Source organism: Myxococcales bacterium (assembly GCA_012517325.1).
Classification (GTDB): Bacteria; Lernaellota; Lernaellaia; order Lernaellales; family Lernaellaceae; genus JAAYVF01.
In genome coordinates, this window is the sequence record JAAYVF010000083.1 from 33,937 (window position 1) to 49,096 (window position 15,160).

General features: G+C 61.3%; 10 protein-coding genes and 2 pseudogenes. 5 read left to right on the forward strand and 7 right to left on the reverse strand.

Translation table 11 applies throughout. The features are described 5' to 3' along the window. From ruvB to GX444_14205, 5 genes are all read left to right on the forward strand, one after another. Positions 1-1,038, forward strand: coding sequence for a Holliday junction branch migration DNA helicase RuvB (gene ruvB / locus GX444_14185; protein NLH49730.1), 1,038 nt, complete (start codon positions 1-3; stop codon positions 1,036-1,038). Continuing rightward, the gene (locus tag GX444_14190) at positions 1,035-1,541 is read left to right on the forward strand and encodes a low molecular weight protein arginine phosphatase (protein NLH49731.1); all 507 of its coding nucleotides are present in this window, start codon (positions 1,035-1,037) and stop codon (positions 1,539-1,541) included. Before ruvB ends, GX444_14190 begins: the two co-directional genes overlap by 4 nt. After that, positions 1,534-1,950, forward strand: a complete 417-nt coding sequence (locus tag GX444_14195) for a hypothetical protein (protein ID NLH49732.1) — start codon at positions 1,534-1,536, stop codon at positions 1,948-1,950. The genes GX444_14190 and GX444_14195 overlap by 8 nt, the downstream gene beginning before the upstream one ends. A gap of 164 nt (positions 1,951-2,114) precedes the next feature. Next, a complete protein-coding gene (locus GX444_14200) occupies positions 2,115-3,509 on the forward strand; it encodes an MBL fold metallo-hydrolase (GenBank protein NLH49733.1) in 1,395 nt (464 codons plus the stop codon). Continuing rightward, a complete protein-coding gene (locus GX444_14205) occupies positions 3,485-4,411 on the forward strand; it encodes a TIGR01212 family radical SAM protein (GenBank protein NLH49734.1) in 927 nt (308 codons plus the stop codon). The genes GX444_14200 and GX444_14205 overlap by 25 nt, the downstream gene beginning before the upstream one ends. Positions 4,412-4,457: 46 nt before the next feature. Here the strand turns inward: GX444_14205 and GX444_14210 are convergent, their stop codons facing one another. From GX444_14210 to GX444_14240, 7 genes and pseudogenes are all read right to left on the reverse strand, one after another. Then, positions 4,458-6,185, reverse strand: a complete 1,728-nt coding sequence (locus GX444_14210; GenBank protein NLH49735.1) for a hypothetical protein — start codon at positions 6,183-6,185, stop codon at positions 4,458-4,460. 180 nt (positions 6,186-6,365) lie between these two features. Further along, complete coding sequence (locus tag GX444_14215) at positions 6,366-8,894, reverse strand: MMPL family transporter (GenBank protein ID NLH49736.1); 2,529 nt, start codon at positions 8,892-8,894, stop codon at positions 6,366-6,368. A gap of 14 nt (positions 8,895-8,908) precedes the next feature. Further along, positions 8,909-9,931 carry a hypothetical protein gene (locus GX444_14220; protein NLH49737.1) on the reverse strand — a complete coding sequence of 341 codons (1,023 nt, stop codon included), beginning with the start codon at positions 9,929-9,931 and terminating at the stop codon, positions 8,909-8,911. Positions 9,932-10,059: 128 nt separating this feature from the next. After that, complete coding sequence (locus GX444_14225) at positions 10,060-11,337, reverse strand: DUF1329 domain-containing protein (protein NLH49738.1); 1,278 nt, start codon at positions 11,335-11,337, stop codon at positions 10,060-10,062. A 1,668-nt stretch (positions 11,338-13,005) separates the two neighbouring features. Continuing rightward, positions 13,006-13,104: pseudogene (locus GX444_14230) on the reverse strand (cell envelope biogenesis protein TolA). 941 nt (positions 13,105-14,045) lie between these two features. Further along, positions 14,046-14,240: pseudogene (locus GX444_14235) on the reverse strand (DNA primase). An 81-nt stretch (positions 14,241-14,321) separates the two neighbouring features. Beyond that, a complete protein-coding gene (locus GX444_14240; GenBank protein NLH49739.1) occupies positions 14,322-15,107 on the reverse strand; it encodes a hypothetical protein in 786 nt (261 codons plus the stop codon). Positions 15,108-15,160: the final 53 nt, after the last annotated feature.

Here is a 15,160-nt window from a genome sequence, read left to right on the forward strand (position 1 = left end):
ATGGATCGAGGGCCCATCGACCCGCACCGCGAACCGACCGAGCACGAGCTCGAAAAATCCCTGCGCCCGCGCCGGTTGGCCGAATTCATCGGCCAGGCGACCCTCAAGAGCAACTTGCAGATCTATATTCAAGCGGCGCAAGCCCGCGGCGAGGCGCTCGACCATACCCTGTTGTACGGCCCGCCGGGCCTGGGCAAGACCACCCTCGCCCACATCGTCGCCAACGAACTCGAGGTCAACATCCACTGCACCAGCGGCCCCGTGCTCGAAAAACCGGGCGACCTGGCGGCGATCCTGACGAACCTGTCGCGGCGCGACGTGCTGTTCATCGACGAAATCCACCGCCTGCCCAAGCTGGTCGAGGAAAAGCTCTACCCGGCGATGGAGGATTTCGCGATCGACCTGATTCTCGGCCAAGGGCCCTCGGCACGTACCGTGCAGATGCCGCTGGAACCCTTCACGCTGATCGGCGCCACGACGCGCATCGGCCTGATCGCCAATCCGTTGCGCGACCGCTTCGGCATCGTCGACCGGCTGGATTTTTATCTGCCCGAGGACCTGCTGACCATTATTCACCGCAGCGCCCAGATTCTGCGGATCCGGATGGACGACGAGGGCGCCCGCGAAGTGGCCCGCCGCAGCCGCGGCACGCCGCGCGTCGCCAACCGCCTGCTGCGCCGGGTGCGCGATTTCGCCCAGGTCGAGGGCGACGGCGCGATCACCCAGGCGATCGCCCGCCGCGCGCTGGGGCGGTTGGGCGTGGATGACGAGGGCCTCGACAAAATGGACCAGCGGGTGCTGCTGACGATCATCGACCATTTTCAGGGCGGGCCGGTGGGCGTCGAGACGATCGCCGCCAGCCTGTCGGAAGAAAAAGACACGATCGAGGACGTGATCGAACCGTTTCTCATTCAATGCGGCTATTTGAAGCGGACGCCGCGCGGCCGCGTCGCCACGCCCCGCGCCTACGCGCACCTGGGCCGGACCGTTCCCAAGGGCGTCTCGCTTTCGCTATTCGAGGAAGAACCGAACCGATGATCCTACCGTCCCCTTCGTCGTTGAACGACATCCTGGTGGTCTGCTCCGGCAACATCTGCCGCAGCCCCATGGCCGCCGGTTTGTTGCGCGCCGGTCTGCAAAAGGCCGGTGTCCGCGGCAAGTTCGTCCATTCCGCCGGCACCATCGCCACCGCCGGCAATCCGGCCAGTCCGGAAGCGGTGGAGGTGATGGAGGAGCGCGGCCTCGACATTTCCTATCACCGTTCGACCCCGCTTTCGACCGACTTGATCAAGCGCGCCGACCTGATCATCACGATGGAGCAGCGGCACATCACCTACATCACCACGATGGTTCCGGAAGCGACGGGGAAAACCTTCCGTTTGACCGAATGGGCCGGCGAGGCGCAGCGCGACAGTGACGTGCCCGACCCGTATGGCATGGGCGTGGCGTACTACGAGTTGATCTGCTCCCGGATGAAGCGGATGGTCGATACGCTGATCCGCCAATTCAGGGGCCGCGACGCCGATCAAGAAGATGACTGATCCGCCGGCCACCCTGCTGTCTTTCGCCATCGCGCCCGTCGAAACCAGTCGCGACGCCCGGGGCTGGGTCAGCAACCTGTTGGACCATCTGCCGCTGCCGGCCGCCGGCCTGCGCAACATCCATATCGTGCAGTTGCGGCCGGGGTTGATCCGCGGCAACCATCGGCACCATCGGCAAAACGAATGGATCGTCCTGTGCGGCGGCCCCTGCCGCGTCGTCGTTGTCTGGGAAGGAAGGCGCCGGGAAGAAACGATCGTCGGCGATGTCCCGGTGATGCTGACGCTACCCGCCGGGACCCCGCATGCGATAAGATACGAGGGAATCGGCGAGGCGTTTCTCGTCTCTTTCACCGACCAGGAATATTCGTTCGAGCACCCCGACGTGGAACGCGTCGAGTTGCTCGTCTAGCCGGGTGTTGAAAAACACCCGGCGTGCGATCCAGGGATGGATCGCCATTTTCGGCAACTTCCGAAGTTGCCGAAAATGAAGCGAAAGAAAAACCATGCTTTTTGTTGAGCGCGGTTGAAAAAGGCCAGGACGATCTTTTTCAACAGCCTGCTAAGGGAGACAGCATGCGGCTGGAATTTCACGGCGCCATTCAAACGGTGACGGGTTCGGCGTACGTGCTGCAGATCGGCGCGGAACGCTTTTTATTCGATTGCGGCATGTACCAGGGCGCGAGTTGGCTCGAAAAGCGGAACTTCCTGCCCTTCTATTTCGATCCGCGGCAGATCAAGGACGTGATCGTCACCCACGCGCACATCGACCACATCGGCCTGTTGCCGAAACTGGTGCGCGAGGGCTTCGCGGGCAAGATCCACGCCACGTCGGCCACGGTCGACCTGGCGCGCATTCTGCTGCTCGACGCGGCCCACATCGCCGAGGCCGACACCGAGCGGCGCAACCGCAAGTTCGGCCGGGCCGGCCGGCCGCAGGAACAACCGCTTTATACGGCGGCCGACGCGGAAAAGGCGCTGGAACACCTGGTCGCGCACCGCTATCACGAGGAAGTGCCGATCGGCGACGGCTTGCGCGTGGTCTTTCGCGACGCGGGCCACATCCTGGGCAGCGCCTTCATCCAGGCGACGGCCACCGAAAACGGGAACACCAGACGGATTCTGTTCTCGGGCGATATCGGCAACCGCGACCAGGCCATCATCAAAGATCCCGAGGCGCCCGAGCCGGCCGACGTGCTCTTGATCGAATCGACCTACGGTGACCGCCTGCACAAGCCCCGGCCCGACACGATGAAAGAGCTGCACGACATCCTCGCCCAGGCTTACCGCGACGGCGGCAACGTGGTCATACCGGCCTTCGCCGTGGGCCGCACCCAGGAAATCCTGTACCGCCTGCGCGAGCTGGCTGACGAGGGCCGCCTGCCCGCCTTTCGCGTTTTCGTCGATTCGCCGCTGGCGATCAGCGCGACGCGGATCGTGCAGGACAACCCGGATTGCTACGACGACGAAACCATCTACGAAATTTCGGCTTCGGGCCGCGATCCGCTCGCCGTGCCGAATCTGCGCTTCACGCGGCAGACCATCGAATCGCAGGAAATCAACAACGTCAAGGAACCGTGCCTGATCATCAGCGCCAGCGGCATGTGCAACGCCGGCCGCATCCTGCACCACCTCAAGCACAACCTCTGGCGCCGCGAAAATCACATCGTCTTCGTCGGCTACCAGGGCGAAGGTACGCTCGGCCGCCTGCTCGTCGACGGCGCGCCACGCGTGAAAATCATGGGCGAGGAAGTCGCCGTGGCGGCGCACATTCACACGATCGGCGGCTTTTCGGCCCACGCCGACCGCGACGGGCTGCTCGAATGGATGCAGCCGCTCGCCGCCGGCAAGCCGCGCACCTTCATCGTGCACGGCGAGGAAAAAAGCGCCGCCGCGTTCGCCGGCGAGGTCAACCGGCGATACGGCATCCGACCCGTGCTCCCGTTGTGGCACGAAAAGGTGCTGCTCTGACGGCCCGGCCGGCGCCCGGCTACCTGCCCTTCTCGCGCTGGCTGCGCGAACGCTACGGGTTTCCGGTCCGCAAAATATCCCTGAGCGCCGGCTTCGGCTGCCCCAACAAGGACGGAACCATCGGGGGTGACGGCTGCGTCTTCTGCGACGTCAACGAGGCGGGCCCGGACCCGCGTTCAATCGCCGGGCTCTCGGTCGCTGAACAACTCCATCGGCAAATCACGATTTTCCAGGCCCGGCATCCGCAGCCGCACAAATTTCTCGCCTACCTGCAAGCGGGTTCGAACACCTACGCCCCGCCGCCCCGCCTGCGCGAGGTCTACCGCGCGGCGATCTCACACCCGGACGTGGTTTCACTCGCGGTTTCCACGCGTCCGGATTGGCTGCCGGATGAGGCGCTCGACCTGCTACGCGAAACCGGCGGCGGTTTGGATGTCTGGGTCGAACTCGGCGTGCAGTCGGCGCACGACGCCACCCTGATCCGTATCCGGCGGCGGCACGATTTCGCGGCGGTGGAGGATGCGGTGCGGCGCGCCAAGGAACGCGGTTTTCTCGTCTGCGCGCACCTGATCGTCGGGTTGCCGGGTGAAACGAAAGCGGATTTGCTGGCGACGGCGGCGGCGATGAACCGGCTGGGCGTGGACGCGGTCAAGCTTCATCCGCTCAGCGTCACGCGTGGCAGCGCGCTGGAAACGGAGTGGCGCGAAAACCGCTTGCGGCTGCTCGACGAGGACGAATACGTCGAACTGGCGGCGGCGTTTTTGGAAACGCTGTCGCCGCACATCGTCGTTCAACGTCTGACCGGCTCCGGGCGCCCGGAGGTTCATCTCGCGCCCGACTGGACGCGCAACCTCAATCGCGTCAAACGGCGAATCGAAGCCCTGCTTTGCCCCGCTCAATAAAAAAAGGGCGACCCCGTGGGGCCGCCCTTTTTGACGTCTGAAATACTCAGCAGCCGCAGCCGCCGGTGGAATCGTCGTCGTCGTCGCCTTCGGCGCCCTGGTCGTTGTCGTCGTTGTCGTCGTCGTCAACCACGGTGTCGTTGTCGTCATCGTCGCCGGGCTGGCCGGGAACGACCGTCACGGTCACCTGGTCGGTGCTCTGGAATTCGATGTCCGACACTTCCAACTCGAAGGTGTAGGAACCAGCCGTAGTGGGCGTGAAGATCGGCTGTTCGCCGTTCGGATCGTCGAAAGTGACTTCCGCCGGGCCTTCCACCAGGGTCCACTGATAGAGCAGCAGGTCGCCGTCCGGATCGGTCGAGCCCGAGCCGTCGAGCTGGGCTTCCTGGCCTACCATCACCTGGAAGTCATCGCCCGCGTCCGCCGTCGGGCCATCGTTGGTGCCGGTGTAGCGGGCCGCCGAGAGGTTCATACCGACCGCGAAGCCGCGTTCGGGACCGGCGAAATCCAGGGCGATCAACGCATAGCCGTTGGGGTTGCCCGGATAACCGTCGACCACGCTGAACGTGTCGTGGGTCCAGGTGAGGCCGCCGTCGGTGGTGACCATGAACAGGGAGTAATAGCTGAAGCCGGATTTTTCCGCGCACGCCGCGTAACCGAGGCTCGGAGTGATCATCCGCACGTCGTCGATCGCGTACATCGAGGAGCCGCTCGGGCCGTATTCCGGCAGCGTCGCTTTTTCGAAGGTCGCGCCGCCGTCGTGGGTGACCAGGATCATGCTCAAGCCGCCGTTCTCATTCACGGGCTCGTCGGTCATGATCAAACCGATTTTCTCGTTGAGGAACTGTACTTTCAGAATCGAATACACGCCGCCGCCGTCATAGATTTTTTCCCAGGTGTGGCCGCCGTCGACCGTTTTATACAGGTTGCCGAACGCGGCCTTGCCGTCGGTGTGCATCTTGTAGCCGGATTCCTGCAACTCGATCCGCCCGGCGCCGCCGTGCACGTATTGATTGTAATTGACGTTGGCCTGATAGGCCGCCATCAGTTCCTCGTAGGTGTTCGGTTCGCCCTTGACGTTCGCCTTTTCCTCGCTCGGCGCGCCGGTACCGATGAAGCCGGTATCGGTATCGAGCCACCACATGTCGTTCATGATCGAATTCATGCCGGTCTCGGGAGGCGGCAGATCGACCCAGGTGGTGCCGAAATCGTCGCTACGGCGCAGCAAACCGTTCGAGCCGCAAGAGAAAATCGATTCGCCGACGACTTTCACGTCGACGATAGTCTTGGTGATGTTGCCGCTCTCATCGGTCAGCGTGAAGGTGTCGCCGCCGTCGGACACGCTCCAGATGAAGGGCTTCATCTGGAACATGCAGACGAACATGCAGGCCGGGAATTCGTTTTCTTCGATGCACGATTGCGGCACGCCCATGCCGGCGATGACGCCGTGATCGACGTCGTACCAGTCACCGTCGATCATGAAGGTGAACAGGTTCATCATTTCGCACTCGTCGCCGCCGCCGAATTCCGCCGAGTAGATGCACTGGAGCGACGATCCGGCATCGGTGCTGCGCCAGGCGTACTGGGCGCCGTAGGCCGAATTTTGATTGATGCCGATGGTGAAGAAAGTGTTTTCGTCGACCGCGGAAACCGCGAGGAAGCCGGAACTCGGGGCCGCATTGGTGCCCAAGGTCAGTTCCCAAGTTCCCTGGCCCGCCCAAGCAAAACCAGTCAAGGCAAGCAAAAGCATTGCCGCCCATGCTACTTTACGCATTCGTTCGCTCCTTTCCGGCATTTGCCGTCTGATACCCCCTCAAATAACAACCGTTGGACTATAAAAGAAAGGGGGTTACCCGTCAAGTTGAGTCCGGATCGTTGCGTCCCTTTAAACATCAGGGGCCGGGCCGTTTCCGACCCGGCCCCCACCGGGACCCTCCGGCACTACAAGGGCAGGTCACACCTGCCGAAAACGAGTCACGAATTTCGGTTTGATCAGGTACACGATGGTGGGCAGCAGAATCAGGCCGCCCAACATGCTGATGACCATCCAGAACGCCAGCAAGAGGCCCATTTCCGCCTGGAAACGAAGGAAGCTGAACGCCCAGAAGATCATGCCCAGGACCATGGTGGTCGCGGTGAAAAAGACCGCCTTGCCCGCCGTGGTGATCGCGCGGGTCGTGGCGATGCCCCAGTCGCCGCTGATGGCGTATTCCTCCTCCATGCGGCCGATCACGTACAAGCCGTAGTCGACGCCCAGGCCGACGCCCAGCGACACGACCGGCAACGTGTTGACGTCCAGGCCGATACCCAGCGCCCCCATCAGCGCATAGGTCAGGTAGTTGGAAATCGCCGTAGGCAGCAGGAACAGCAGGCCGGCCAGCACGCTGCGGTAGACCAGCATGACCGTCAGGAAGACCATGCCGAAGGCCAGAATCGTCACCTTCGCCTCCGACATGAAAATCGTCTCGTTGATGGCGGCCAGCAAGCCGCCGTAATTGCCGGCCAGCCGGAACCGCGCCACCTCGACCTTGCCGTCGGGCTTTTTCGCCTCCTCGGGAACCAGCGCCATGTCGTCCACTTCTTCCGCGCCGACGATCATCGGGTGGCCGGCGATGTATTCCTTGGCGGCGGCCACGACCTTGCGCAGCGAGTCGCCTTTGTGGTCGAGCATGTTCACCGAGATGTTGGCGTCTTTGAAGTCGTTGGTCACGAAGCGGGCCAGATCGCCCGGCTCGACGCCGGCGAAGAGGATTTCCAGGTACAGCCCCGCCTCGCGCGGATCATCGGGCACCAGTTCCCACTTCGGGTTGTCGCCGTGCATGATGCGCGTGATTTCCGGCAGCAGGTCGGCGATCGAATTGGTGGAGTGAACCTCGGGCAGCTTCTCCAGGTGCCGCTGCAAACCTTCCATGGTGCGCAAAACCTGGGGCGATTTGATGGCGTTTTTCAGTTCGCCTTCCAGAATGACCGACAGCGATTCGGTGTTGCCGAATTTTTCGCCGATCCGTTGGGTATCCTGGTTGTACGGGGAACTGGGCCACAGCATCGGCGAACCGGGATACATGTCGCCGAACACGAGGTTGCGCGCGAAGATGAACCCGATGACGAACAGCACGCCCGTCACGCCCAGGATCGGCCAGCGGGCCTTTCCCTGCACCATCGCGCCGATCCCCGCCAGGAGATGGTCGAGCCAGTTGGCTTTCTTTTCCTTGAGCTTGGGCGCCGGCATGATCGACAGGATGACCGGGTTGAAAATGACGTTCGAAATGACGATCGACATGACCCAGAAACTGCCCATGATCGCCAGGCGTTCCATCAGCGGAATCGGGGTGATGATGACGATGAACAGACTGGCGGCGTCGATCACAAGCGACAGCACGCCGGGTTTGAACAAGCCGACGTAGGTCGCCTCGGCGGCCGCCACGCGATCGCGCCGCGCCTCGTATTCCTCCATGTAGCGCTCGATCAATTGCACCGAGTGCGAAAGTGCTCGCGCGCTGATGACAAATGGCACGACGATCACCAGCGGGTTGAAGTGCCAGTTCAGCAAGCCCAGCAAGCCGAGGCTCAGGACGGCGGAAATCACCATCGTGGCCAGTGGCACCGTGACACCGCGCAAATCGCGGAAATAAAGCGCCAGGATGAAGATGATCGAGAAAACCGTCAGCCCGAAAAGTTTATACAGTTGCGGGAAGCGGCTCTGGATGTAGCCCAGCAGGATCGGGCGGCCAATCATGTGGACCTTGGTGTTGCCGTCCTCGGCTTGTTTGGTGATTTTCTGGACGGCTTCGAACAGCGTGTCGTTCAGGGTGAACGGCAGGCCGACGATCGCCGTTTCCAGGTTTTTCACGTCGTCCGCCGGATTGCGGTCCTCGCTCTTGGCGATGCGCTCGACTATCTGGCGCAGCGTTTCGCCGGGGCTTTCCAACCCGCGGTCGAAGAAGCCCGCCACGATCAGCGCGGCCTTGTCATCCAGGCTGACCATGGTGCCGTGCAACCGGCCGGTCGTATAGACGTCCCGCTTCAAGCGGGCGATTTCCTCGGGCGTCGTCGGAATGTCCGGCCACATCACCGGCTCGGAACGGTGGCGCGCCAAGCCGCCCGCTTCCTCCTGCAGGAAGGTTTTTTTAATCTTCCGTTGCGACAACGAAAGCACCTGGTAGTTGTTGACTGCCGGCAGCAACTCCAGCGCCTTGGTGATGTCCTTGATTTTCGTCAGCGTCGCGGTGTTGAACACGTCGCCGTCTTTCACCTCGAGGGCGATCAGGCAGACGTTGGCGCCGCCGAACGTCGTCTCGTAATCGACGTAGGTTTTGACGAATTCGTGGTTTTTCGGAAACAGTTCGATCGTCGGCGTTTTCAACACCACTCGGGTGGCCAACCAGCCGAAAACGGCGGTCAGCAACAAAATCGCCACCAGCGTGGCGTAACGGTACTTCAGAAAAAATTTACCGGATCGCTCGATCAAATGAAGGTTTTTCATGGTGTGTCATCCATTCAAGGTTTGGTGGAGTAGAGCTGCCATTTCGCGCCGTTGTCCTGGGTGGCCAGCAAAGTCCCCCGGCCCCCGACGACCACGCCGTTGCCGGCCTTGGAAAAGGCCACGGCGCTCAGCCACGAATAGGCATTGACGTTCACCGGCTCCACCTTGTCGCCGACCACCTTGAGTAAAACCCCCTCGGTGCCGGCCAGCCACAAGCCGTCCGGACCGGCGGCGATCTTCAGCAAGTGCGCGCTGACCCCGGTCGGTAGAACTTGCCAGGTGACGCCACCGTCGGTGGTTTTAATGAAGGTTCCCTTGGCGCCGACGCCCCAACCATGCAAGGCGTCCGCGAAATAGAGATCGTAGATCGTGAACTTGGTGCCGGCTTCCACCACTTGCCAGGTGTTTCCGCCATCCTTGGTGACAAACAAATTCGAAAGCGAACTCAACTTGACCGTTTCATCCAACTGCGCTTCCCAAATCGGATACTCGCCGCCGATAAATCCATGCTTGGCGTCGAGGAAAACCACGGTATTGATCGAGGCGTTCGACATCGGCCCGATCACCTCGGCCGACCAGTGCTGGCCGCCGTCGGTCGTCCGGGACAACCGGCCGAAATTGCCGACGATCCAGCCGTTCTGCGGGTCGGTGAACGTGATGTCGAACAGCGCCTCGGGGCAAAGCGGTTCGCGCGGCTTCCAGGTCTGGCCGCCGTCGGTCGAATGCAAAATCATCCCCGACCGGCCGACCACCCAGCCGTTTTTCGCGTCGGAAAAAGCGATGGAATACAACGCCAGATCGCCGATTTCGCACTGCCGCTGCCAGTTCCGGCCGCCGTCGGTCGAATGCATGAGCAGGCCGGGATACCCGACGATCCAGGCATCCTGGTCGCTGGTGAACATGGCGTTGAAAGGCCGATCGCGGAAAACCAACGTCGGACACTCGCCGGGAGCGGCGACCACCAAGGTAGCGCCGATCACGCCGATCAACACCGCGATCAGCGCCGCCGTCCGTGAGATGACACCCAGCTGTTTCATGTTGTTTGCTCCTCCCCCCTGACGTCGTGGGTTGCGCCGAGCCGACGAACCTAAGGCTTTTTTTGCACAACGGAGGCGGCGAGTGATTCGCCGCCTCCCCAAAGGATCCGCGCGCCCGCTTTTCGCGGTTACCGCGCTTGTTTCTGCATATTCGACAAGGTGAACTGCGCGGGTTTCAGCCCGACATTGGTTTTCGATTTGAACCAGGGCATCGCCGTCGCGTGTTCCGCCTGCAGATCGATGATCACCGAAGTGCCGATGTCCGGCGGCGAAGTCTGCGGATTGGGCGATTTGTTCCAGGCGTTGATCTGCACCTTCCAGAGTTGACCCTTCTTGTCGTAAGCCTCTTTGTAAAGGATCAGGTACGATTCGGCGTCGAAGTAGAAGATCATCTTGCTGTACGGATAGTCGCGGAACTTGGGTTTGGCTTCGACGACGTACATCGCCCGAGGTTCGTACTTGCCCTTGAAGTTCCAGTAGGGCGGGGTCTTGAAATCGTAGGTTTGGTTGACGAACTGCCGGCCGATCGGAATTTCGGAGTTCATCGGGGCCAGATAGGTCCCCTTGTTCAGAATGGTCCAGTTCATCCATTCCGGATAGCCCATGAACCCGCGCACGTCCTCGTAGAGCATGTCGGTGTTGTTCCACGCGTCGCCGCGGGTGCCGAACGAGAAGCGGATCGGGCGGCGCTGCGCCGGATTGTAGATGTAGCCGTCCTGGTCCTTGGGTTCGGTATAGCGCCAGTACATCGCGGTGAAGCCTTTCTTGTCGGCGGGCTTCTGGCAGACGGTCATCGAGTAATACTGCTTGTCCTCGGATTGGGCGTCGGGATACGCCGGCAACGGCGCGATGTCGGTGCGGAACATCGCGTGCGCGATGTAATCCCACGTCCATTCCTCGCTCCGCTCGACGCCGCGCTTGCCGCTGATCCAGTAAACGCCGAATTCGTTCATCGCATCGTCGCCGATGTAGGAATAGATGTAGTTGTAGGCGACTTCCAAACCGTTGGCCGGGGCCGGGAACGGCAAGCCGGCGTTGTAATTGGAAAGGCCCTTTTTGCGCGGGTTGTTGCCCACGTCGACCACCTTCACCTGACCCTTGTATTTGTTGGTCGCCGCGATGAAGGTGTTGCTCGGCGCGAAGGGTTCGTAGTTCTTGGTGATCAGCTTCAGGTTGTATTTTTTCACCAGCAAAGCGATGCCGCTGGGCAGCAGTTTTTCGACTTTCGCCACGTTGGCCGCGCTGATGGTTTCGCCCGCGACGAATCCCGGCGGATTTTTATCCGTCGCAAAACCGACGGCGGCGCCCCAATTGGCGCGGGTGATTTCGCCGGCGGCCAGAAGCAGCGAAGCGGTAATCAGGATCGCCGCTCCCGCCACCAGCAGAGCCCAGGTTCTTTTCTTCATCGTAATCCTCCCGAACGGTTCGCGTTGTTAAAATTGATACCGCACCCGCAAGTTGGCCTCGTCGCGATCGCGGAACAGGCCGAGGCCCTCGTACGGGTGTTCACCTTCGATAAAGTTGTACGCCGCCTTGATCCGCCAGTGATCGCCGAAGGCGAAATCGAGCTGCGTGCTGACGAAACCCGAATTGCTGTTTTCGTCGTACACGCCGATGATCGTGGGCGACACCAGACCGCGCGCGTAGCTGGTCAGAATGCCGATCGTGTACATGCTCTGGATTTCATCGACCTTGGTCGTGTCGTATCCGGTGATCGACGTGGCGTACCAGTTCTTGTTCTCTTTCTTGTCGCCGTTGGCCAGTTCCTCGTCGATGTACGGACCATCCGGAATGAGGGTCTGGATGTACTGCATCTGCAGGATGATCGAGCCGGTGGGATTGAGCCAACGAATCTGGTTCGGCCGTTGAATTGTAATGCCGTAGTTGTAGGTATCCTTGCGGATCTTCCAGAAGTCCGCCCGGAATTTGTCGCTGTTTTCCGGCGATTGATACCAACCGCGGGTGTGTTTCGCGCTGTTGCCGATGCCGGGCGACAGGTAGGAATTCACCGGATAGTACCAACCGGGCAAATAAGTGCCTTCAAACCGGAAGATCGTGCTGACCGGTTGCGGGGTGATCAATTCCCACGACAGGCCGTAGTGTTCCTGCATCGGGAAGTACAAATAGATCTCGACCTCGCGATAGCCCTCTTCATTGGGGGTCTGGGTCTGCTCGGCGTATTGCTGGATCGGTGGCGAAAGGTGATGGCCGTGGTAATACATCAGCCCGTACGTGAACGGGCCGATCACGTGTTTCCACCGGGCGCCCCACCGGGTGTCGGACAGTTCGGTTTCCGGCGCCACCAGATGTTTTTTCACCACCTGAAGTCCCGATAGGTATTCGTTTTTCGGGGAAACCGGCAAGCCCCAGGCGCCGACGAAGGTCAGCGGAATGTTGACCGTATTGCGGGGATCGTCGACCATCGGCGCGACCACGCCTTCGATCGAGGCGTTGATCGGCGAAATGTCGAAGATCGTCTTGCCCATCCAGAGTGGCACCCGCTGATCCTCGTAGGATTCCCAGGCGCTCAAGTGCCAAGTCGAGTCGACCGGGTTGATGACGTCCATCAGCCGTGCGTTGGCCGATTCGCCCCAGGCGACCTGTTGGCGACCGATGCGCAGGGTCCACCAGTTGGTCGGGTAGATGTCGACGTACAGTTCGCGGAAGTCGGCTTCTTGATAATAAGCCTCGGCGACCGCCTTTCGCTTTGCATCCTGCGTGTATTGGTTGTAGTTGAAGGATGTATCCGCATACATTTCCGGGAATTGCGCGAAGCGGTCGGCGCGCAGGCTGGCCGAACGAACGCCCCGAAACATGCAAAACAGTGCAACCTGATCGACAGGTTGATAGGTCGCCTCGAGTTGCAACGTGTTGCGAAACATCGAGGGCTCGCCCCACAGGCCGCCGTGCTCGACCGGATAACCGGCCTCATCCACGCGGTTTTGATAAAAAGAGGTAAAAATACCGGCCTGGGATTGGATGAATCCGTTCAAATCGAATTTGCTTTTCGCGTTTTCGTCTTCCGCCGAGGACGGTTCCTCGAAATTCGCGGCCGGCGCTTCCTCGACGGCCGGCGGCTCGACCACCGGCGCCGGCTCGACCGGCGGCGGCGCGGGTTCGGCGGGCGGCGTGGGTTCGGGCGCGGGAGTCGCTTCCGGAACCGGAGTGGCTTCGGTCCCTTGATCTTGCGCCCAGAGCAGCCCTACGCCGCAAAACAGCAGTAGAATGATTCCAACAATCGCCCCTCGCTTGATTGCCATGCTCCTCCCCCATATTGGCTGTGGACGCTCGGTACGCCGCGGGCGACGACCGAAAAAAGAGGGCAAGCCGTCGCTTGCCCTCTCCTCATGGCGTCATTTGATTTGCCTGGCGTTTGCTTGACCCATTACTCGGTGCACCAACTCCCGGTCGGATTGGTGGTGTATTCGCCCTTGTCGTAGTAGATGTTCTGGATCAACACGCTGTCGGCGATGACGATCGGCAGGAAGGACGATTCTTCATGACCGTCGGTATCGGCGGTCAAGGTGACGCCGGTCGTCGTCGGATCGACGTTCACGCCGACAAACACGCCCTTGCCCTTGTTCGGGTTCGCATCGGTGCCTTCACCGTTCTGCGGATCGCCCGGGGTGGTGATGTTGCGGCCGGTGTCCGGCAAGCCCAGGATGCCGCCCGCGTAGAATACCTGGCCGCTGGCCGGGTCGAGCGTCACTTCGGCGCAACCGATCGGCGTTTCGTCGGCCGGATTGCCCCAGTACACCGCGCCGGCCGCATGGCCTTTGAGCGGATCGGGCGTGACGCCGGTCGAACCGGCCATCAAACCGAAAACGGTGTTGGAAATGCACAGGAAGGTTTCGTCGGCGGAGCCGACGAGGAACCCGAATTGAATCGTTACTTTGTAGCTGTCGCGGCTGGTCTTGATGCCGACCGTCGTCTCGGTGTATTCCGCCGGCAATTCCAGCAACACATAGCCGGACGCGTCGCTGACGCCGGTCACCGCCGGGTCGAACGGTTGGCCATTGGCCTGGAACGCTTCAACCGTGGTGCCGGCCAAAGGATTTTCGGACAGGAAGTCTTGCACCGTCCCGCCGATCGAGCCGGGAATCGGCGAGGCGTCGTCATCGTCATCGTCGCCGGAATCGTCGTCCGCGACATCATCGTCGGCGACATCGTCATCAGCCGCGTCATCGTCGGCGGAATCGTCGTCGACGGCGGTGTCGTTGTCGTCGTCATCATCGTCATCGCCGCAGGCCATCATGATCCCCAAGCCGAGCAGCGCAACGATCAACCCCATAATCAACCATTTATTCAACTTCATTATCGGTCCTCCCTAACTGAGTTACGGGACCCTTTACCGGCCGGCCGGAAAGGACCCCTGTTTTTCGACACCCGTTTATTCGGTGCAGAACGCTTGCGTCGGATCGGCCGTGAAGTCGGTCTTCGAGTAATACACGTTGGCGATGCAAACGCTGTCGGGGAACACTTTCGGAATAAAGGAAGTCTGGACGTTGTCGCCGGAATAAGCCGTGATGTCGACTTCGCCGGCCGGGATGTTCATGCCGACCCAGTAACCGTTGAGCGGATTGACGCCCAGGCCGTTGGCCGCGTTCTCCGGGCTGTCGACGTTGCGATCGGGGGTGGGCAGATCGTCCGGACCGAAATAATAGATGCCGCTTTCCGGCGCCGGATCGGTTTCCACCACGGCGCAGCCGACCGGATTTTCATCGGTGGGATCGCCCCAATAGATGCCGCCGGCCGCGAAACCTTTGGTCGGGTCGAGCGTCACGCCCAGAATCAACGCGACCAGATCGGCGGTCGATTCGCCGACCACCAGGAATTCCTCACCCGACGCGCCGACGTTGAAATCGTATTGATAGGTGTCTTTGTAGCCGGCTTTCGTCACCTTCACGCCGACCAGATCCACGCCTTCGGGAATCCCGGTGAAGGTAACATTACCGTCACTCGGCGAGGTCAGTTTCCACTGGTCGCCGAGCGGATCGCCCGACACATTATCAACCAACTCGACCACCGCGTCTTGAACCGCCATCTTGGTTTGGAAATCATGCACGACCGCCGACAGGGTACCGGCGCCGCCGCCGCTATCGTCATCGTCGCCGCCGCCGCTGTCGTTGTCGTCATCGTCATCGCCGCAGCCGAGCATGACCGCAAAGCCTGCCATCAAAATAACTGAGGCCAAAATAGCCAGAAAACCATATAACTTCATTTGTTCCC

Excerpts from the sequence above, each read along its gene's own strand:
- GX444_14190 (NLH49731.1), top strand. The coding sequence starts at position 1,035 with ATGATCCTACCGTCCCCTTCGTCGTTGAACGACATCCTGGTGGTCTGC.
- GX444_14200 (NLH49733.1), top strand. The coding sequence starts at position 2,115 with ATGCGGCTGGAATTTCACGGCGCCATTCAAACGGTGACGGGTTCGGCG.
- GX444_14240 (NLH49739.1), bottom strand. The coding sequence starts at position 15,107 with ATGGCAGGCTTTGCGGTCATGCTCGGCTGCGGCGATGACGATGACGAC.
- GX444_14215 (NLH49736.1), bottom strand. The coding sequence starts at position 8,894 with ATGAAAAACCTTCATTTGATCGAGCGATCCGGTAAATTTTTTCTGAAG.
- GX444_14195 (NLH49732.1), top strand. The coding sequence starts at position 1,534 with ATGACTGATCCGCCGGCCACCCTGCTGTCTTTCGCCATCGCGCCCGTC.
- ruvB (NLH49730.1), top strand. The coding sequence starts at position 1 with ATGGATCGAGGGCCCATCGACCCGCACCGCGAACCGACCGAGCACGAG.
- GX444_14210 (NLH49735.1), bottom strand. The coding sequence starts at position 6,185 with ATGCGTAAAGTAGCATGGGCGGCAATGCTTTTGCTTGCCTTGACTGGT.
- GX444_14220 (NLH49737.1), bottom strand. The coding sequence starts at position 9,931 with ATGAAACAGCTGGGTGTCATCTCACGGACGGCGGCGCTGATCGCGGTG.
- GX444_14225 (NLH49738.1), bottom strand. The coding sequence starts at position 11,337 with ATGAAGAAAAGAACCTGGGCTCTGCTGGTGGCGGGAGCGGCGATCCTG.